The 19,437-nt window shown below is 52.5% G+C and carries 23 protein-coding genes; 14 read left to right on the top strand and 9 right to left on the bottom strand.

Going from position 1 to position 19,437, the window contains the following annotated elements:
* Positions 1–120 precede the first annotated feature (120 nt).
* From EPA93_RS37835 to EPA93_RS37805, 7 genes are all read left to right on the top strand, one after another.
* Positions 121–765 carry an RNA polymerase sigma factor gene (locus EPA93_RS37835; RefSeq protein ID WP_129892490.1) on the top strand — a complete coding sequence of 215 codons (645 nt, stop codon included), beginning with the start codon at positions 121–123 and terminating at the stop codon, positions 763–765.
* On the top strand, positions 729–1,685 hold the full coding sequence (locus EPA93_RS37830) for a HEAT repeat domain-containing protein (RefSeq protein WP_129892489.1): 957 nt from the start codon (positions 729–731) through the stop codon (positions 1,683–1,685). The genes EPA93_RS37835 and EPA93_RS37830 overlap by 37 nt, the downstream gene beginning before the upstream one ends.
* A gap of 174 nt (positions 1,686–1,859) precedes the next feature.
* Positions 1,860–2,606, top strand: a complete 747-nt coding sequence (locus EPA93_RS37825; protein WP_129892488.1) for a hypothetical protein — start codon at positions 1,860–1,862, stop codon at positions 2,604–2,606.
* A 43-nt stretch (positions 2,607–2,649) separates the two neighbouring features.
* The gene (locus tag EPA93_RS37820; RefSeq protein ID WP_129892487.1) at positions 2,650–2,952 is read left to right on the top strand and encodes a hypothetical protein; all 303 of its coding nucleotides are present in this window, start codon (positions 2,650–2,652) and stop codon (positions 2,950–2,952) included.
* A gap of 17 nt (positions 2,953–2,969) precedes the next feature.
* A complete protein-coding gene (locus EPA93_RS37815; RefSeq protein WP_129892486.1) occupies positions 2,970–3,392 on the top strand; it encodes a hypothetical protein in 423 nt (140 codons plus the stop codon).
* Between the two features lie 37 nt (positions 3,393–3,429).
* The gene (locus tag EPA93_RS37810; protein ID WP_129892485.1) at positions 3,430–4,341 is read left to right on the top strand and encodes an ABC transporter ATP-binding protein; all 912 of its coding nucleotides are present in this window, start codon (positions 3,430–3,432) and stop codon (positions 4,339–4,341) included.
* 176 nt (positions 4,342–4,517) lie between these two features.
* Positions 4,518–5,270, top strand: coding sequence for an SDR family oxidoreductase (locus EPA93_RS37805; protein ID WP_129892484.1), 753 nt, complete (start codon positions 4,518–4,520; stop codon positions 5,268–5,270).
* A 46-nt stretch (positions 5,271–5,316) separates the two neighbouring features.
* Here EPA93_RS37805 and EPA93_RS37800 read toward each other — a convergent pair whose 3' ends face one another.
* The 3 genes from EPA93_RS37800 to EPA93_RS37790 all read right to left on the bottom strand — a co-directional run bounded on the left by EPA93_RS37800 (position 5,317) and on the right by EPA93_RS37790 (position 8,452).
* Entirely contained in the window at positions 5,317–6,171 is an 855-nt protein-coding gene (locus tag EPA93_RS37800) for a carbohydrate ABC transporter permease (RefSeq protein ID WP_129892483.1), read from the bottom strand.
* Positions 6,164–7,117 carry a carbohydrate ABC transporter permease gene (locus EPA93_RS37795; RefSeq protein ID WP_129894771.1) on the bottom strand — a complete coding sequence of 318 codons (954 nt, stop codon included), beginning with the start codon at positions 7,115–7,117 and terminating at the stop codon, positions 6,164–6,166. The genes EPA93_RS37800 and EPA93_RS37795 overlap by 8 nt, the downstream gene beginning before the upstream one ends.
* Positions 7,118–7,189: 72 nt before the next feature.
* On the bottom strand, positions 7,190–8,452 hold the full coding sequence (locus tag EPA93_RS37790; protein ID WP_129892482.1) for an ABC transporter substrate-binding protein: 1,263 nt from the start codon (positions 8,450–8,452) through the stop codon (positions 7,190–7,192).
* 29 nt (positions 8,453–8,481) lie between these two features.
* Here EPA93_RS37790 and EPA93_RS50595 point away from each other — a divergent pair, with 29 nt between their 5' ends.
* Positions 8,482–8,610 (top strand): hypothetical protein, encoded by a 129-nt coding sequence (locus EPA93_RS50595; protein WP_277988693.1) that lies wholly within the window; start codon positions 8,482–8,484, stop codon positions 8,608–8,610.
* A 2-nt stretch (positions 8,611–8,612) separates the two neighbouring features.
* Here EPA93_RS50595 and EPA93_RS37785 read toward each other — a convergent pair whose 3' ends face one another.
* Positions 8,613–9,305: an ArsR/SmtB family transcription factor gene (locus EPA93_RS37785; RefSeq protein WP_129892481.1), complete on the bottom strand. Its 693-nt coding sequence runs from the start codon at positions 9,303–9,305 to the stop codon at positions 8,613–8,615.
* 127 nt (positions 9,306–9,432) lie between these two features.
* Here EPA93_RS37785 and EPA93_RS37780 point away from each other — a divergent pair, with 127 nt between their 5' ends.
* The 4 genes from EPA93_RS37780 (at position 9,433) to EPA93_RS37765 (ending at position 13,473) form a co-directional block, all read left to right on the top strand.
* Positions 9,433–10,866, top strand: coding sequence for an MFS transporter (locus EPA93_RS37780; RefSeq protein ID WP_129892480.1), 1,434 nt, complete (start codon positions 9,433–9,435; stop codon positions 10,864–10,866).
* Positions 10,867–11,025: 159 nt separating this feature from the next.
* A complete protein-coding gene (locus tag EPA93_RS37775; protein WP_129892479.1) occupies positions 11,026–12,003 on the top strand; it encodes a 2-hydroxyacid dehydrogenase in 978 nt (325 codons plus the stop codon).
* Positions 12,004–12,177: 174 nt separating this feature from the next.
* On the top strand, positions 12,178–12,633 hold the full coding sequence (locus EPA93_RS37770; protein WP_129892478.1) for an SRPBCC family protein: 456 nt from the start codon (positions 12,178–12,180) through the stop codon (positions 12,631–12,633).
* A 258-nt stretch (positions 12,634–12,891) separates the two neighbouring features.
* Positions 12,892–13,473, top strand: coding sequence for a YdeI/OmpD-associated family protein (locus EPA93_RS37765; RefSeq protein ID WP_129892477.1), 582 nt, complete (start codon positions 12,892–12,894; stop codon positions 13,471–13,473).
* A gap of 39 nt (positions 13,474–13,512) precedes the next feature.
* Here EPA93_RS37765 and EPA93_RS37760 read toward each other — a convergent pair whose 3' ends face one another.
* Positions 13,513–13,857, bottom strand: coding sequence for a winged helix-turn-helix transcriptional regulator (locus tag EPA93_RS37760; protein WP_129892476.1), 345 nt, complete (start codon positions 13,855–13,857; stop codon positions 13,513–13,515).
* A gap of 184 nt (positions 13,858–14,041) precedes the next feature.
* Between EPA93_RS37760 and EPA93_RS37755 the strand changes: the two genes are divergently transcribed.
* Positions 14,042–14,464 carry a pyridoxamine 5'-phosphate oxidase family protein gene (locus EPA93_RS37755; RefSeq protein ID WP_129892475.1) on the top strand — a complete coding sequence of 141 codons (423 nt, stop codon included), beginning with the start codon at positions 14,042–14,044 and terminating at the stop codon, positions 14,462–14,464.
* A 299-nt stretch (positions 14,465–14,763) separates the two neighbouring features.
* Here EPA93_RS37755 and EPA93_RS37750 read toward each other — a convergent pair whose 3' ends face one another.
* The 3 genes from EPA93_RS37750 to EPA93_RS37740 all read right to left on the bottom strand — a co-directional run bounded on the left by EPA93_RS37750 (position 14,764) and on the right by EPA93_RS37740 (position 17,602).
* Entirely contained in the window at positions 14,764–16,011 is a 1,248-nt protein-coding gene (locus EPA93_RS37750) for an MFS transporter (RefSeq protein ID WP_129892474.1), read from the bottom strand.
* A gap of 75 nt (positions 16,012–16,086) precedes the next feature.
* The gene (locus tag EPA93_RS37745) at positions 16,087–16,767 is read right to left on the bottom strand and encodes a FadR/GntR family transcriptional regulator (protein ID WP_129892473.1); all 681 of its coding nucleotides are present in this window, start codon (positions 16,765–16,767) and stop codon (positions 16,087–16,089) included.
* 94 nt (positions 16,768–16,861) lie between these two features.
* On the bottom strand, positions 16,862–17,602 hold the full coding sequence (locus EPA93_RS37740) for an RNA polymerase sigma factor (protein ID WP_129892472.1): 741 nt from the start codon (positions 17,600–17,602) through the stop codon (positions 16,862–16,864).
* A 512-nt stretch (positions 17,603–18,114) separates the two neighbouring features.
* Here EPA93_RS37740 and EPA93_RS37735 point away from each other — a divergent pair.
* On the top strand, positions 18,115–18,540 hold the full coding sequence (locus EPA93_RS37735; protein WP_129892471.1) for a VOC family protein: 426 nt from the start codon (positions 18,115–18,117) through the stop codon (positions 18,538–18,540).
* A gap of 84 nt (positions 18,541–18,624) precedes the next feature.
* Here EPA93_RS37735 and EPA93_RS37730 read toward each other — a convergent pair whose 3' ends face one another.
* Complete coding sequence (locus EPA93_RS37730) at positions 18,625–19,425, bottom strand: DinB family protein (RefSeq protein WP_129892470.1); 801 nt, start codon at positions 19,423–19,425, stop codon at positions 18,625–18,627.
* Positions 19,426–19,437: the final 12 nt, after the last annotated feature.

Below are 19,437 nucleotides of genomic sequence, written 5' to 3'. Positions count from 1 at the left end.
TGGTTTCGCATTTTTAGGCTCAAAAATGGTAATTTATGCGCAAGGCGCTGCAACTCCATACGAAACTCTGGATTATATGCTATAGAAGCATTTTTAATTCTATTGTTTGTCTGAGGTCTTATGGATATCAATGAGGCAGAACTAGCGGCCGGTCTGGCTATCGATACCTATGCTTGCTTCCCACACCTGGTTCAATACTACCAGCATCGCCTCTATTCCTTTGCGTTGCGCCTTTGTGGGAATACGCAGGACGCTGAAGATATTGTGCAAGAAGCTTTTACGCGTGCCTATGCCTCGCTGCTTCGCTATACGCCCGAGCGCCTGCGCGCGCTAAGATTAGGGTCCTGGCTCTACAAAATTACGCTTAACGTCTTTCGCCAGCGGGCGCGCGTTCCGCAGCTCTATCTGCTGCCCCTGGATCTTGATGAGGATGGCCCGGCCGTGGCGATTGAAGACGAGGATCTGCTCCAGCCCGGCTCTTTTCTCGAACACAAGGAACATTTGCAGGAGCAGCAGGAGGCCTTACGGCTGATTGAGGCTGGGATAGCTCAATTGCCGGAGCGCTACCGTGTGGTGCTCACTTGCTACTATTTAGAACAGCTCTCTTATCAGGAGATCGCCACTTTATTGGAGCAACCGCTGGGCACTGTGAAATCTGCGGTTTTTCGTGGCCTTAACCTGTTACGCACGAAGCTGCGCAGCCAGCAACCAAAGGAGGTGAAAAGTTCATGGCATCCCCACAAGACCAGAGACAAAAGGGTGTAGGGCAGCTCCCAGCCGCCTATCAGGCGCCGCCAGAGCTGGCTACTCAGATCATGAGGCGTGTCGAGCAGTTACAGCAAGCTACGCAGGCCCAATCAGCCAATGAGGTAGCAAGTGGGCTTCAGGATCGACGCTGGGAGGTGCGCGTTGGTGCGCTTCATGCTCTGGCAGGGCTTGATGAGCAAGTGCCGCTTGAGATCCTGAGCACGGCCCTGCGCGATGAACATCCAGCGGTACGCGCTGCGGCCGTCTATGCGCTGGGACATCTCACTATGCAGGCTCCGCTTGAATATCTGCTCAGCGCCATGCAAGATCCCGACTGGGAGGTGCGCCAAGTGGCCGCGCAGGTTCTAGCGCAAAGGCAGGTTCCCTTGCCCACCAGCGCTCAGCTTGCTTCAGGACAGGAGAGCGCTCCGCCACTATGGCGGCTCGCAAGTGCCAGGTTTTCCACCTGGATATCGCTAAAGAGCCTGGGCTGGCAAATCTTCTCACGCCAAATTGTGCTCCTGCGACAGCATCTCTTGCTAAGCCTGCTCGGCCTACTTGTGGGCTATGGATTGGCTCTCTATCTGCTGCACATAGATGTAAGTGCCATGCTCAATAGCCTTACCTGGTTCTCTCTGCTCTTTACGGCCATAAGCACTATCTTTACTACCGATATAAAAAAAGACCAAGGCCTGGAAATTATGCTAACAACGCCGACCTCGCTGCGCTTCATTCTGCTCTGCCGGCTATTGCTGGTCATCGGTCCCCAACTTTGTCTCTCGCTGGGCATGCGCCTGGCGCTTGCTCTTTACTGGGGGAGTGGATTGGAAAATATCCTTCTGCTCTGGCTCCTGCCATTATTAGGCCCCTATGCTTTATCGCAGCATTGGCCCTGGCCCTTGCGCTTGTGCTCAAATCCTGGCTGGCCTGCTTATTGATCAGTTGTTTGCCCTTGTTGCGCCTGCCTAACGGAGGTTGGCTGCTTCTCAATGCCTCTCCACTGCTCCTACTGATTCTGGCCGGCATCTGTTTAAGCTTTGTATTTCTTTATCTACCCAGGCAGGCCCGTACCGTGGCCAGCATACTATAAACTAAGTCTTTATGGAGGAAATATGTTCTTTGCACGCATCTACTACGAATGGAAGCTACACTGGAAGGCTCTGCTCCTGGCGCCTTTACTCTTGATAATTGCCTGCTCGCTTTTTGCCTTACTACAACTGCAGATGAGGGAAAACGTTGGCCGTAGTTTTCTGGGTTTCGCTGAGGTCTTTCTGCCCCTATCTGCCGGCATTATGGCAGGTAGTATGATTGTTCGCGAGCCAGCACTGGAGCTATTATTAACGCTCAGGCATGACTACCGCGCAATAAGCCTGCAGCGCTTACTACTGATCATTTTCTCGTATGCCTGTTTCTGTTGTCTTGTCATCAGCATTATGGCCACGCTGCATTTCTGGTTCTTACCACGTTACTTGCTCTCCTGGCCGCTGCTGGCTCAGTGGCTTCTGGCTCAGCTGATCTGGTTGGTCCCTCTGCTCTGGTTCGTCGCTCTGAGCACATGTATTACGCTCGTAGTCAGAAGCGACATCGTTAGCGGCAGCGTACTAGCAGCTCTCTGGATCAGCGAGTTGCTCTACTGGGGACCTTTTCATGACCTTAGCTGGCTGCGGGCTTTCTACACCTTCCCCACAGTTATGTGGATCTACCAGGGGGACGCAATCTCTATCCCAGCCTGGTACTTCAATGAGTTCTGGCTGCTACCACATCTTGAGCAGCTCGCAATAGCGCTCATCTTATTCCTTGCCAGCTGGTTTCTTTTTCACAATACTGAGCGCTTACTGAAAGGAGCTACCATAGCATGAGCCATTTCCAAGCCTTCAGGGGGTCTTTTGTTATGAGTTTCGCATGCAAATTCGCCGTCCCGGCTTATGGATCTTCTTTGCGCTGATGATGCTCTACAGCATCTTTATCACTGGCGAAGGGCTCTCACAAATCGCCGCAGATACTGCCAAGGCTGTGGCAAGCTATCCCTTGCTTTATGTTGTAGCCAGCAATGTCTCTACTGGACAATTACTTTTACCGCTCTGCGTTGGATGCCTGCTCGCTGATCGCCTGGTGCGGGACCGGCAGCTCAAAACAAGTGAATTGCTCTCTTCGCTTGGCTGTCCGCTACATGCTCGGCTCCTGGGCAAATACCTGGGGCTTTAGCGGCTTCAACGCTTCCTATGCTGCTCGTCTATGCCTTTTTTCAGGGCTATATTCTCTTCTACTCCCACAATTTGCTGGTTATTCCGCTCTTCCTCTTTACATTCTGCCTTATTGCGCTACCCGGCCTCTTGTTTGTTGCTGCGTTTTCGCTGGCCTGCCCAATTATCATGCCGCTGCCGGTCTATCAATTTCTGTTCACCGGCTACTGGCTATGGGGCAATCTGTTTCTCAAGCAGCAAATCCTACCCACGCTTAGCCGCAGCATTCTAACGCCATCGGGAGTGCGCATTGCGGGCGGCTTTTTCGGAACCGATATAGATCTTCTTGGCCACACCTCAACGTTTGAGGCTATTGCGAGCCTGGGCTTGCTCCTCTGCATCGCTATCCTTGTGTTATTGACGCTCTGGGGCGCGCTGCGCTGGCAGCAGGCTCGTCAGTAGGATATGAGAGATACGGTTTATGTGAAGGGATACAATTATGGAAATCTTGCTTAAGGATCTGACAAAAGTTTATCGTGGTGGTGTGCAGGCGCTCAAAGGCCTGGAGCTAACGATTCCTACGGGTATGTTTGGCTTGCTGGGCCCCAACGGAGCTGGCAAGACGACGCTTATCCGCATTCTGGCCGGCATCTTGCACCCAACTAGCGGGATCATTCGCGTTGGCCCTTACGACGGCACAACCGAGCATGGTCGCCAGCAAATTAAGCGCATCCTGGGCTATCTGCCCCAGGATCTGGGGATGTATCCAGATCTCTCGGCCCGCGAATTTCTCGATTATATCGCCATTCTCAAGGGCCTTGATGGGCACCGGGCACGCAAGGCTCGCGTCGAGGAGCTGCTCGAACTGGTCTCGCTGAGCACTGTAGCCCGGCGCAAATTAAAGACTTTCTCAGGCGGCATGAAACGCCGCGTGGGGATTGCGCAGGCCTTGCTTAATGATCCACAATTGCTCATAGTGGATGAGCCAACTGCGGGCCTCGATCCCGAAGAGCGCATCCGCTTTCGCAATCTCCTCGCGGATCTGGGCGGCAATCGCACGATTTTACTCTCGACACATATCGTCGAGGATATCGCCCAATCCTGCCGGCAACTGGCAATTTTGCGCGAGGGCCGCGTGACCTTTCAGGGTTCGCTTGCCCAGATGGTGCAGCAAACACGAGGCAAGACCTGGCTTATTACCACCAATGGCGCGCGACCAGAGGGCGCCTTCACCATTGTTTCCACGCTCCATACGGGTACAGCTGTACAATATCGCATCGTAGGCGAACCACCTGCTCGGGCTAATATGCTGGCTATGGAACCGCTAGAGCCTGGCCTGGAAGATAGCTATGTCTGGCTGATGCGCACACAAGTAAATCCCAACCAGGCTTCAGCCCCGCGCCAGGCCTGACCATTGCGAAAAAGGCAGCGCCTCCAGGGACAGGCTTCTGTCCGAGACGCTGCTCAATGTTCCCCTTTTTTCGACATCTTTCGCAAGAAAACGAAAGATCCTTCCCTCACTTTCCCTATATCATAGAAACGTGAGTAACAACACAATGGATAAAGGAGCAAATAAGGGGTTAACACATGGATTTATATCTTGCCGGTAAGGTGGCTCTTGTAACGGGTGCAGCTCGTGGCATCGGAAAGGCCACGGCCCAGGCTTTTGCCCGAGAAGGGGCCTCAGTAATTCTTGTCGATCAGCGCGTAAGCGAAGGTGAGGAAACTACTCGCCAGATAAGAGATGAGGGAGGCCAGGCCCTCTTTATTCAGGCGGATATCACCAGGGAGAGTGAGGTCAGAGCCATAGTAGAAAAAGCGCTTGCCGCCTATGGCAGCCTTGACTATGCCTTCAATAACGCTGGCGTCACCCAACCGGCCTACCTTCTGGCAGAGCAGACAGAGGAGCTCTATGATCATGTGATGGGCATCAATGCCAAAGGGATCTGGCTATGCATGAAGCACGAGATTTCCCATATGCTTAAACAGGGCAAAGGAGCTATTGTAAATGTCTCCTCGACGCTTGGCGTCGCTGGTACTGCCGGGATGGCAATCTATACGGCCAGTAAGCATGCAATTCTTGGTCTCACGCGGGCCGCCGCGCTTGACTATGCCCGATCAGGCATCCGTATCAATGCTGTTGGCCCTGGCGCGATTGAAACGCCTATGGTCGCGGATACCGATCCCATGAAGATGGAAGAGTTCAGAGCTGCCCACCCGCTGGGACGTATCGGGCAAGCGGAAGAGATTGCCAACGCCGTTCTCTGGCTCTGTTCAGATAGGGCCTCCAATGTCACGGGAACGATACTCATGATCGATGGAGGCTTCTCGGCACAGTAGAAGGTGAAGCTTAAGCGGAGCCGAGCTTGCTTTTTCTCTCCTCTCCTCAAGCTTTTGTGCCGGTAAAGGCAATTCCCGCGATAAAATAGCGCTGCAAAACTATAAAGAGCAAGATCATAGGCCAGCTCGCCAGAACTGCCCCGGCCATGAGGAGGGGAAAATCTGTTGAGAACTCTCCACGCAAAGCCGCCAGGCCTACTGAAAGCGTGAGCATTTGGGGAGCGTTGTTCACGATAAGAGGCCAGATAAGATCATTCCATGAAGAAAGCGCGGTAAAGATCATCAGAGCAATAAGTGCTGGCTTGCTCAAAGGAAGGAGCACGTGCCAGAGGATTTGTAAATGGTTGGCCCCATCAATCTTGGCGGCTTCATCCAGTTCACGCGGGAGAGTCAAGAAGTACTGGCGCAATAAAAATGTCCCAAAGGCGCTGAAGAGACCAGGGACGATCAGGGCTTGCAGGGAGTTGAGCCAGTGCAGATCCTTCATAATTAAGTATTGAGGCAGCAAGAGCACATAGCCAGGAATCATCATGCCCGAGAGCATGAGCAGAAAGAGGATCTCGCGTCCGGGAAATCTTATGCGAGCAAAGGCATAGGCAGCCAGTGAGCACAAGAGCGCCTGACCTCCTATTCGTCCAAGAGTCATGACAAGCGTATTGCGATAGTAGAGCAAAAAAGGGAGCTTCGTAAAGAGCTCGCGATAGTTCTCCCATCTGAGCACAGCAGGGAAAATGGGAGGCGGTACCTGCGTCGTCTCAGGCAAAGACTTGAGCGAAGTCAGAACCATCCAGGCAAAGGGCAGCACAAAGCAGATAGCCCCTGCAATCAGAACTACATGCAGCGAACAATGCGCAGCCCACTTGTTTTTTTTGACAGACTTTATACGGTTCCCTTTACTCATAATGCACCCAACCCTTCTGTAGCCACATCTGCAGCGCGGTTATGCTCAAGATGAGCAGAAAGAGGACGATGGTAATCGCCGCTCCATAACCTTTCTCGCCAAGGATAAACGTAACCTTATAAAAGCGATACACCACAGTCTGCGTGGCCTCGCTTAAGAGCACATTGGAGCCTGCCATCAAGAAGATCAAGTCAAAGATTTGCAGGGCATGGATCAAGCCGATAACCGTGGCAAAAAAGATGCTCGGGCTCAGCAGTGGCAGGGTCACGCTGAAAAAGGTACGCACCACGCCAGCGCCGTCGAGGGCTGCCGCTTCGTAAAAGGTTCGGGGAATGCTCTGCAAGCCGGCAAGAAAGATGATGATCTTGTGCCCAATTGAGCTCCAGATCGCTACGGCCATGATCGAGAACAGCGCCAGATCAGGGTCGGCCAGCCAGCGCGGCCCTCTGATCCCTACAGAGCCCAGCATGGTATTGATAAGCCCATAATCGCCGTTGTAGAGCCAGTTCCAGGTTAAGGCAACTGCCGCCGACATAGTAACGACGGGGAGAAAGTAAAGCAGGCGGTAGAGCGCAACGCCGCGCAGCTTGCGATTGAGCAAGACGGCAATACAGATGGCGCTGGCGATGCCCAATGGGACGATGACCAGGGCAAAGAGGAGCGTATTGCCCACGGCCTGCCAGAGCTCGGGATCGTGCAACAGCTTGAGATAATTATAGCCTCCTATCCAGCGGTAGGTTCCAAAGGCGCCCCAGAGCGTAAAGCTAAAATAGAAGTTCTGCACTACTGGCCAGAGATAAAATATGCCCAGCCCGAGCATCAGTGGAGCGATCAAGAGATAACCCCAGAGGGCCTCTTTGTGCGCAAGCCTGTCCCGGTAGATGCGCGCTCTCCTCTTCTCTGGCACCTGTTCGCTTGGCTTTTTCGGTTCAACATCTGCTATCATCGTCACAAAACCTCCATTCATCCCTCCAACTTCTGTACCTTGACCAATTCCACCTTGAGCACGCCAGAGCTTCTAGCTGATCTGCCGTTCCTCCTGAAGTATCTGGTTCATTTGCTCAGCAAGCTGTAAAGTTCCGACGCTCAGGCTTATGCGGTTCGCCCAAACGTTGCTGAGGATACTGTTTTGCAGATCGAGCCAGGCAGCCGTATTTCTGGAGAAGGGATAAGGGGCCGCATTGGGCAACTCGTCTACGAACGCTTGCAGGTGAAACTGCTGATTAGCTTTCACCCACCTGGTCAACAAATGCTTATGCACCGGGAGGAAGAGATCTGTTTGCCGGGAAATCTGCGCTGCCTGTTGGGCATCCACAAACTTGATAAACTCCCAGGCCAGCTGAGGATAGCGCGTGGCGGCATTAATCGCCATAGCCGTCGCGCTGACAACTACGGCCCGCGTTTTTCCGTGCGGCAACACGGTCACATCCATATGCTGTCTGGTATAAGCATTGGCCGAGAAATCCGCGGCCCGCCACGAGCCCTCATAGAGCATGGCGAGCCTGCCAGCTTCAAACAAGCTCAAAGGCGCTGTATCTGACATCTGCTCAAGCGTGGGCGAGGAGCGATCCTTGAGTAAGTCTAGCCAGAACTGCAGGCCGGCCCTGGCCGAAGCTGTAGCAAAGCCCGAGCTTCTTCTATCAGCTGAAAGGATTGTGCCGCCGCTCTGCAGAATCGTATTATAGAAGCCTGTTTGATCAGCCACTGGCGCCGCTATACCATAAATACCGCGCCGGGGATCTGTTAAGCGCCGCGCTGCTTCACGCAGCCTGGCCCAATCCCAGGAAGCATCGGGAAACGCTAAGTGGGCCTGCCGAAAAAGTTGCTTGTTATACCACAGTCCAACCGTAGCCGCGTCTTTTGGCAAGGCGTAGAGTCTGCCATCTATCACAAAGGGAGATAACGCCACATCCATAAAGTCAGCCAGGTTTGGACCGGCCTCGCCCACAAAACGATTCAAGGGCAATAGGATATGATGCTCGGCATATTTGAGGAAGTTAGCCTCATTCATGGTGAAGATATCAGGAGCTCCGCCTCCTATGACGCCAGTCTCTAGATTGGTAAAATACTGTGAAGGCGGCGTCACCTCTAACTGAATTTTCAGGCCTGGATGTCGGCGCTCAAACATCTGCGCCAGTCGTTGCATAAACCCCAACTGGTTTTGATTCCAGAGGGCATAACGGATCACAGTTACAGCTTCCGGCCGCCCCGCTTGCCCACAGGCGCTTAACGGAGAGGCGCACAAGCATAGAAGACAAACTGATAGAATCCATCTCTTCACAACTTCCACCTCCACACAGATACCCTGAAATGAACTACTTGCCTGGCCCTGATGATCGCGAGCTAAAGCTACAATTTGCTAGCTTCCTGGCCCGTCACGCGAAGAAGCTAGCTATGTTCGCGCGTAGAACGATTACTATTAGTGTAGTCCACAGCTAAAATTAGACTTTCTCCTCTACTCGTACGCCAAGCTGCTCACGCAGGCGTTGCTTTCCCAGATCCGTGACGATGATTGCGCGCGTCCCTTGCTGCTTTACGGCCCAGCCATGCTCGATAAAGTGGGCCCAGAGTGCGGCCCCGAGCGTGCCACCGAGGTGAGGACGGCGCTCAGTCCAGTCGGGACAGGCAAAGGCAAAACGGCGCCGCTCGCGGCGTAGGGCCTCCAGATCAAGCTCAAGGCTGCCAAAAATCTCTTTTCCCGCCGGGCCTAACTCTATCTCTCCTCGTGCTTCCCCTGGCTCCTCAATTGCTTGCTTCTCAAGCAAGGCCTCAAAGAGTGCTACGCCATAGCGCCCGGCCAGGTGATCGTAGCATGTGCGGGCCATAATAAGCTGTGGTGACTTCCAGAGCTTAGCCGGCACCATACCCGCCACGACGGTAAGCGACTCCACAAGCTGGCCCACTGAGGCATCGCGCAGCTTATAGAACATCTGCCGGCCTTGCCGCGCGGCCACAACCAGGCCCCGCTCACGCAGCACGGCAAGGTGCGTCGAGACTGTAGATTGCGGCCCGCCCGTCAATGATTGCAATTCTGAGACTGTCGCTGGCCCTTCCATCAATTGCTGCAGAATGATGAGCCGCCGCCGGTCCGCCAGAGCCTGCGCCAGCGTAAAAAGCTGATTGTTTTCATCCATCGTTCAATCCCGATATATTGACACACTTTTCTGCTTTGTATTATACTACACATATCGACTTACACCGATATATTATTGCATGGCTTCCTATTTTGTCAAGCGAGTGAGATGAAGGAGCATAAAGATTATGCCTTCCGTACGACAGGTCAAGAGTTTAACCTTGCTAGCAATGTGTCTGGGGCTATTTATGCCTCAGCTTGATACAAATGTAGTCAATCTCGCTCTGCCCAGCATGCAAAGCAGCCTTCATACAGATATTGGAGCTCTGCAATGGATCATTGATAGCTACAATCTCACCTTTGCAAGCTTGCTTTTATTAGGCGGAACGCTTGGCGATCTCTTCGGGAGAAAGCGGCTCTTCCTCATAGGCCTGGCGCTCTTTACCGGCGGCTCGCTGATCTGTGCCTTCGCCGGTTCTATCGCTCTTTTGCTTGTGGGTAGAGTGTTGCAGGGAATTGGCGCCGCTCTGGAATTGCCGGGAACGCTTTCTATTCTTACCGCAACCTATCCGGACCCCAAAGAACGCGCGCGGGCAATTGGCATCTGGGCCAGCGTTATGGGCCTGGCTCTGGCCATTGGGCCAACCGTAGGAGCTCTTTTTGTCAATACCTTTGGCTGGCAAAGCATCTTCTTCATGAATATTCCGATTGGCCTGATAAACTTCGGCATTGCGGCGATCTTTGTAGCAGAATCCTCGCACCCGCAAGGACGACGGCTCGATCTCCCTGGCCAGACTCTGGCAATCCTCTGCCTGGTTGCGCTCACCTACGCCGTAATCGAAGGCCAGGCCCGAGGCTGGTTTTCCCCACTTATTCTCGCCGGCTTCGGCTTAGCCATCATCAGCCTTGCAGCCTTTATCATAGTTGAGCGGCGCACCCCCGGAGCTATGGTTCCCTTAGACATTTTTCGGCACCGCGCGTTCTCAGCGGCCCTGGCCATCGCTAGCATGATGACCTTTGGTATGTACGGCATGTTCTTTTTGATCAGCCTGTATCTACAATCCATCCATCATGCGTCAGCCTTACTGGCAGGCTTGCAGCTCTTGCCTCTCTCCATCGTCTTTATTATCATCTCGCCGCCGGTCGGCCGCTGGATCAGCCGCTTTGGCCCTCGGCCGTTGATGGTTGCGGGCATGGCCTTGATGGGAGTTGGCCTGCTGCTCTTTACGCTCCTGACGCCAGAAACGCCCTATACCTTTCTTGTGATTACGATGGCAGCTATTGGCGCTGGGGTAGGTTTGAACACAAGTCCGGTCATGGCCGTTGCTGTGGGCAGTCTGCCGGCCAGAAGTGCCGGCCTGGCTTCTGGCTTTGGCAATATGGCCCGCATGATAGGAGCGACATTGGGCGTGGCAATTCTGGGAGCGATCCTGGCCGGCCAGCTTTCAGCCGGGCATGGTAATGCATTCTTCATGGCCGGGCTGCATACGGCCTTTCTGGTTGGCGGCTGCGGCGAGCTCCTGGGAGCTGTGCTGGCTATACTCTACATCCCGCGCATGCTACAGAGCGAAACCGCAGACGAACGGGCAGTCGATAGGGCCCCCACCCTACTTGAGTTGTAATTTAACAAGTTTGCTTATCTGCACAAGTTGCTGAAATTATGTTATTCTACATAAAGAGCTCTATAGAAATATCAGCTCTCTAAAACAGAGGCAGACCTTCCCTTGCTGGCCAGAATGGGAAGGTTTATTCATCTCCAGGCCACAAAAAGGATTTTGCCGATGAAAATATTATTTGGTAGAGAACATTTTTCGGCGGGCCTCCCCTGGCAAGGCCTTGCTCCCTTGCTGCCAGAGCATGAGATCATTGCTTGCTCACAGGCTGATATTGCCAGACACATTTCAGATGCCGATATTGTCGTTCCCTTCAGCGCGCGTGTCGATCGTTCACTTATCGAGCAGGGCCACTTCGGCTTGATCCAACAATTTGGTGTCGGGCTTGATACTGTCGATATAGAAGCAGCGACAGAGGCCGGCGTCTGGGTGGCCCGGCTGCCTGCCGGCAATACACGCAACGCGGACTCGGTAGCCGAGCTAGCGATAATGTTTATGCTGATGCTCTCACGCCGGCTACCAGAGCTGCGCACTGCCTGGCAAGAGGGACGCTGGGCCGAGCCGCCGGGCTTTGCGCTCACTGACAAAACTGCTTGTATTCTCGGTCTTGGCGACATCGGTATGGCTCTCGCGCGTCGCTTGCAAGCCTTTGGTATGAAATTGCTTGCTGTGCGCAATAATCCTGAGCGAGAAGTTTTGGGAATTCCCTCTTTGAAGCAGGTTTTCGGGCCAAAGGAGTTGATCACAGCTTTGCACGAGGCCGACTATACAATTGCCTGCATCAGATATACGCCTGAGACACATCATCTCTTGAATGCTGAGGCCTTTGAGGCTATGAAGCCTGGCAGCTTTTTTATCAATGTCGCTCGCGGCGGCCTTGTCGATCACGAGGCTCTCTTTGCCGCATTGCAGAGCGGGCACCTGGCTGGGGCGGGCCTTGATGTCTTTTGGGAAGAGCCTGTTGCCCTGACGCATCAACTATTTCAACAAAACGTTGTTGTGACTCCTCATATCGCCGGCCTGACCGATGCCTTTTATCATCAAGGGGCCCTCGTCTTTGCCAAAAATATCGGACGCTACGTCCGTGGTGAACTGCCTTTGTATACAGCCAATCAGATAGCCCATTGCCGCAGCTCACGCCGGTAAAACTGTTTTGTTCTATAAGCAGGATGACGGGATCTGATTCGTCTGGCCAGATTCCCTATCCTTCAGTTCAGTCCATGCTTATCTTTAATCATGCATCTGGCCCATCCCTCACCCTTTTCCTAAAAACGAATGTAAAGATAGCAAAAGCTAAAATTCTATACTATACTTAGATTTATGAGCACCATTTATCTGGAAACCTTTATCAAAGCTCCTATCGAGCGTTGCTTCGATCTATCGCTGAGCGTCGATATTCACCGTAACTCTGTTAGCCATACACACGAAAGAGCGATTGCTGGCGTTACTAGCGGCGTTATGAAGCTCAATGATACTGTCACCTGGGAAGCTGTCCACTTCGGCATCAGACAGCACCTCACGACAAAAATCACGGAGTACGAGCGGCCGGTGCACTTTGTTGATGAGATGCTCAAAGGACCTTTTAAGGAAATCCACCATATACACGAGTTTGTGGAAAGCGATGGCAGCACACTCATGATTGACAGATTCAGTTTCCAGGCTCCTCTTGGCCTCGCTGGTCGGCTAGCGGAAGTGCTCGTGCTTAGACGCTACATGCGTAGCTTGTTGATAACGCGCAACAATTATATCAAAAAAGCTGCCGAAGGCCAGGCATAATAACTTTCGTCTTGTCAGATACTAAAAACCCTTATCCGGTCAGGAAACCCGTTATTCCACACCCCAACTATATTCAGCTTCGCCGCTCAGCATTGCAGAGCTCGAACACCTGTGCTATTATAAGAGCTAAATCAAAGAAAGCTAATCTGCCTTGCGCACAGACGAGATGTAGCGGCACAGCAAACGTCAAAGGGAAAAAGAGCGCTTGCCACAAGCCAGCCTTTCTAGGGCCAATCGCAACCAGGAGGAAACGAAAGCTTGAATATTAAGGATAACCTCCCCATCATCTTATTCGCAACCCAGGCAGAGTGGGAAGCCTGGCTCAAAGAGCACCATGCAGAGGCAAAGGGCATCTGGCTCAAGTTTGCCAAAAAGGCCAGCCAAATTGCCTCCATCAACTATGCCCAGGCTCTGGAAGAAGCGCTCTGCTATGGTTGGATCGACGGGCAAAAGGCCTCTTTCGACGAACAGCACTGGTTACTGAAATTTACGCCGCGCCGCCCCAAAAGCATCTGGTCACAGATCAATCGTGAGAAGGCTCTGGCCCTTATCGAGGCTGGCAAGATGCAGCCGGCAGGGCTACAACAGATAGAACGGGCAAAGGCGGATGGGCGCTGGGACGCTGCTTATGCAAGCCAGAAAAATAGTGATATCCCCGCCGATCTGCAGAGCGAACTTGCCAAAAATCCCCAGGCCCTGGCCTTCTTCAATACGCTGAATAGCCAAAATCGCTACGCTATCATCTTTCGCCTCCAAACAGCGAAAAAGGCCGAAACCCGGGCTGCACGTCTACAGAAGTTTGTTGAAATGCTTTCCAGGCAAGAGAAAATACATCCCTAAATGGCGCTAAAAACTTGCAGGCAGAATCCGTACGCAAGATCACTCAAGGCATTCTTGATCCTGCGCCAAATAGCGCTCGCCCCAGACAATCATCTGTTCCATAATCGGCTCAAGACCGAGGCCGAGCTCAGTTAGCGAATACGTCACCTGGGGAGGAACCGTTCCATAAATTTCCCTATGGACAATACCATCCTGCTCCAATTCCCGTAATTGCCGAATTAACATCCTCTGCGTGACTTCAGGCAAGAGGCGCCTGAGCTCATTAAAACGCCGCGGAGCCTCGCATAAATAGCAAAGGATCAGAACTTTCCATTTCCCACCAAAAATATCTGCTGCTGCCTCTGACGCACAGCTATACTTTCTGGTATACACAGCCTCTCTCATAACGTTTCCTTCATCACAAGCAGATATCAAAGAATAGATGCTTCAGGTAGTATACTTTTTAGCACTATATCACAATTTTGTCACTTCTTGTCAAAACATCTCCACTTATATACACTTAAATTGCACGTACGTGAGCACTCTGAACTTCGATCCACTACTCTACTGAAGAGGTAATTTGCTAGCTATGCGTAAAAATTTACAGGTTTCCGATCTCGGCGACCTTCTCGATCTCCCTTTAAATGCTGTTCTGGCTACCCATCTGGCTAACGGTGATATCCTGCTATCGCCTATCTGGCATGAATGGCAGGATGGAGGCTTTAACCTCATCATCGGCGCCAATGATATCAAGCATCGCAGCTTGCAGGGCAACCCACGCGCCAGCATCAGCGTCTTCGAAACTTCAGACCTTAATCGGGGCCTTGAAGTGCGTGGCAAGGCAAAACTTGGCACTGATAATGACCATGCAGTCCTCCGACGCATTGCTCTGCGCTACGTAGGACCCGAGCAAGTAGACGCCTATCTGCAGACCCTGAAAGATGCCGAGTTGGTCCTTGTCCGTCTTGAGCCGGGAAAACTGCGTGCCTGGGATTTTGCTGACGAAATATAGTCTTGATCTAGCCTGGGCTGAGCAAGCTGCTGAGATGAGGAAAAAGCCTTTCTTCATCTGATCTACTCCAATAGCGGGACCCTCACCTTGCGTGGCACAGACGGTCCAGGCGAAGAAAGAGGATATGTCTATTGTGGGCCATTAACACCAAAAGACATATCCTCTCTTCTTCCTTCGGCCTTCCCTGATAATGTTGGAGAAGCTCTGGAACAAGTAGCGCGCTGCCAAGCTGTGCTTAGCATTGCTCGGTGCAATGCTTACACAACCTGGATACAGCCTTTTCGATACATTACATAAGCCTAAACCTGGCTTGCCGAAGTCTCGGTCGTCGCTACGCTTACGTTCTGCCCATGCAATTTGCGATCGGGAGGCAAGAGGATAGTGATCAGCCCGATCAGGGGCAGATATGAGCAGCCCTGAATGACGGCATTGAGGCTGCTGAGATCCGCAAGATAGCCAAGTACAGCCGAGCCTAAGCCGCCCAGACCAAAGGCCAACCCAAAGAAGAGGCCAGAAACCATGCCTACTTTCCCGGGCAGCAGTTCCTGGGCATACACGACGATAATCGAGAACGCCGAGGACAATATCAGACCGGCCAGAGCCAGCAGGACCATCGACCAGAATTGATTAGCATAGGGCAGCAGGATGGCAAAGGGCGCCGTCCCCAGGATTGAGATCCAGATAATATTCCTTCGTCCAAAGCGATCGGCCGGTGGACCGCCGGCAAAAGTACCAACTACGCTGGCCACCAGAAAAATGAAGAGATACAATTGAGCTTGCTGGACCGAAAAGCCAAATTGTTTTATCGCATAGAAAGCGTAATAACTGGTAATGCTCGATATATAGACATATTTGGAGAATATCAGCGCAATCAGAATGGCAAGTGCGCCCACAATCGTGCGGCGCGAGAGCTGATTGCCAGCTGGCTCAAATACGGCATGCGCGGCTCTATGGGCTGGCGAAGAGCGCAGACTATACCAGCGCGCTACGTAAAACAGTACAATGATCGCGAGCATAGCCACCCCGGCAAACCAGACGGCGCCCCCTTGTCCAAGTGGCACAAAAATAAAGGCCGTCAGGACAGGTCCCAGAGCCTGACCGATATTGCCACCAATCTGGAAAAGCGATTGCGCTAGTCCACGTTTCCCTCCTGAGGCCAGAAATGCCACGCGTGAAGACTCAGGATGGAGCACAGAGGAGCCAATGCCAACAAAGACGACGGCCAGCAAAACCACAAGAAAGCTTGGCGCATAGGCTAAAATCACCATGCCAACCAGCGTTGAGCACATCCCAATAGGTAATAAAAATGGTTTGGGCCGCAGATCCATGAAGATGCCAACCAGCGGCTGCAACAGCGAGGCGGTAATATTTAGGGCGAAGGCGATCAAACCAACCTGAGCAAAATTAAGCTGGAGCGATTGCTTGAGAAGTGGAAACATCGCTGGAATGACCGATTGGATCGAATCATTGAGCAAATGGGCAAAACTTACGGCAAATAAAATAGAAAAAATGGTAGTAGTCACAGATACTGACGCTTGCTTCTGCATATAGAAATTTTTCTCCTCTAAGGCTAGAACCTCCAGCATTATCGACAGATCATCTGACGAATTTTAGCAAAATTTTTACGAGTGACACAATCCCACATTCTCAAATGTCAACTCCCGGGCTCGATTAGCATCCTGATCGCGAATCGCTTGATAGATCTTTTCGTGTACAGCTGTATTATCCTTGAAATGGTCCACATCCAAAATAGAGCTGCTAAAGTAATCGTGCAAGGCCGCCGAAAACGAGCTGTAGAGGTCTACTACCAGCGCATTCTTACTGGCCTCGGCAATTGCAAGATGGAAAGCGATATCTGCATCGATGTAATCTACGTAGTTGCCAGCGCTCAGTAACTCACTACGCCGGTCCAGATAATGCTTAATACGCTCAAGGTCTTCCTCAGTCCGGCGCAGGGCCGCCAGAGCAGCTGTCTCACCTTCGAGCATACGGCGCACCTCCTGCACATTTCTGGCATCCTCACGCCGCAGACGCTGATGAAGTGTCTCCTCGCTGACCTGGCGTGCCTTGACAAAAGTGCCAGCACCTTGCCGAACCTCCAGCAACCCGCCATGAACCAGAATGCGGATCGCCTCCCTAATCGTAGAGCGCCCCACCCCGAGCTGCTTCATGAGCTCGGGTTCCGTGGGCAAGCGATCGCCGGGCTTATAGTGCCCAAGCGAGATATGTTTCTGAAGTTGGATTAACACATGGTCCACCAGCTGACGCCTCTCCACGCGTGTAAACGTGTCGTCCAAATTCATCAGATGATCTCCTGTTTTTCTTTATGATAGCACATTCTCTCTCCTTTTTCCATGATTACCCAGAGCAAAGAATACCTCTCAGAGAGACATTCCCCTATCCATGGGGCAGGTATGCCGGTACAGCGCGCTCCCGTGAACGCCCAGCTGCCCGACCGGTGAGCGGCGCACCACGTACGCGTGTGGACTGTCCTCGTGCGCCTTTTTTTAGCTTGCAGGCGATTTGCAGCCTGGCATAAGAAAGCGACGATTGAAGCAGGCGTTTTGCCTCTTTCTCCTGGGGCCAGTGATAGAAATGAACATCTACGTTGCAGGCTCTAAAAGCTGCCCACAGCATATTGAGATTATCAACATTCTCGATCAGAGCACAGATCATCGCCTGCTGCTGACGACGGGGCAAGGTCAGCACCGCCTTCGCTGTCTCCTGCATAAGCTTAACTATTCCCAGACGCTTCTCCAGCACCTCGGCCGGATCAGACATCTCTTCGCTGGAAGCAACGAGAGCGCTGCCACAATAAATCTCGCCCTCTTGATCTACCGGCAAGGGCAGAAAGGAGCGACGACGGGTGAGATCAATAAATTCGTTACGCACTATGCGCATGAGATAGGCCCGTGGGTAACTTATCACCTTTTCTTCAAGGGCATGCCAGAATTTAATGCGCACCCGCTGAACAATCTCATCGGTCTCCAGGTCCAGTACGCCAGCAGGGATAACATTCGCATATTGATGGATGCGCTCCTTGACCAGGGCATTGATAAAAGGATCATATTCCTCCAACAACGCGTCTATCGCACGGCTCTCACTTTTCGCAGACGGGCATGCTTCAGGGTCACACATAAAGCTCTCCTGGCGCTTTCTTCTCTTTTCGCAACAAGCCGGCCAGGCGGCCAGCTTACCTGTTCATCATGCTAGCTAAGCCAAGCCATGTAACCTTACCAACTTCGTTTGGTGAGCTACAGCAACAATATGCAGAGACCTGCCACTCACTTACCCACGCTTTCCCTACTCACCTGAAGAGGCCCGATTACTAGCTTGCCGGCTAATACTAGCTACCTTCCTGACATGGAATAAAGTTAGCATGAGACTCGTGTAAGGTGCGTATCACAATGTGACATTTTTGTGTCAACTCAAACAAAAAGGGACATTAGAGTTCAGGAAATGAGCGGAAGCGCAGTCTGAAACTGTCCTGTATCCGCAAGCCGTCCTTTTGGACAGGATGCCCGGGCGGCTATTCATGGTAGTATTGGTTTGAGATCCTTCATCTGCCATAACAGCTTCTCCAGCCAGTATCATGTGCAGCGGATCTCTTTGAGCAGAGGCAAAGTCGAAAATAGAGTGAGGAATTTCAGATGTTATCTGAGCAATGGCCAGCCGAATTACCAGTCTCCCGCGTACGCGTGGCACGTCCTACAGATCGCCTGGATGAAGTCGTGGCCTTCTATCGCGATGGGGTTGGTTTATCAGTGATTGGCTCGTTTGAGGGCCATGCAGGCTATACAGGCGTCTTGCTTGGTTTGCCCGGCATACACTACCATCTGGAATTTACGCATCATGAAAATGGCAGCGATTGTCAAGCGCCCTCAAAGGACAATCTCCTTGTCTTCTATCTCCATGATCGAACAGCCATAGAACGTGTAGCAGGACGCCTGGGAAAGATGGGATATCCATCTGTGCCCCCTGAAAATCCCTATTGGAGCGAGCACCAGGCCGTGACAATAGAAGATCCTGATGGCTGGCGCGTCGTCTTTATGCCAATCAATCAACCAGCAAAATGATTTGCTCCCCTTATGCGCCCTCTCCTATACCCGTTATGAACATAACAGCGTATAGGAGAAGCCCCCACTCAGCTATTCCGCGCATCATTTTCCGCTTAGCAGCTCCTGTTCTGCCTTGAGGACCGACTTGACAAGCGGTTCGGGGAAAGTTTCCTCTTCCCCATTGAAGACTATCGTATGCGCATGCTCAGGCAAACGCTGCTGTAATTGCTCTTCAAAACGCTGGCTAGCCTCTACATAGCAGGCCAGAGGATCAGCCGGGAGCGGCTCATCAAGCCAGACCACATAATAGCGCTGAGCCTGAGCCAGGTGATGCAGGATCTGACGGATGCTCCAGCCTCCTATAGAAGGTCGCCAATCTAGCTGTTGCTGGCTCAATTGCCGGGCTCTCTGCACAACCAGGCCCACGGCTATATCGATGCGCCAGAGCCAGGCATCAAGTTCGGCTTGCGTTAAGGGAACACGATCTTCAGCAAATGTGACACCCGAGGATGCCCAGCCATCCGTTGGCTCTGGCACAAGGCCTCGCTCCTGCCAGGCTAACCATTGCTCGATCTGATTGAGATGATCGAGCGCATGATCAAGCACGCGCCTGAGCACTTTACGCGCTGTGTAGCTATGCTCAGCATCAACCTTAATTTCAAGGGTGGGATCATGTTGTATCAAGCGCTCAAGATAGGGGCGAGATAGGGCGTGCGCTTGCTCCATATGCTGCGCCGGGTCAACAGGCATGGGCGGCAACACAATCGCCAGATCAGCTTTGCTGAGCGCGATCTCGCGCAAGGCATCAGCTGGCAATTTGCCTTCCTGTACGGCGCTAAGCACACGTTGGCGCGATTGCGCCAACTGAACGAGCCACTCACGCGATGCCATATTAGTTGACATAAAATGCTCCTT

The organism is Ktedonosporobacter rubrisoli (assembly GCF_004208415.1).
Lineage (GTDB): Bacteria > Chloroflexota > Ktedonobacteria > Ktedonobacterales > Ktedonobacteraceae > Ktedonosporobacter > Ktedonosporobacter rubrisoli.
This window is presented reverse-complemented; position numbering and strand designations above follow the sequence as displayed.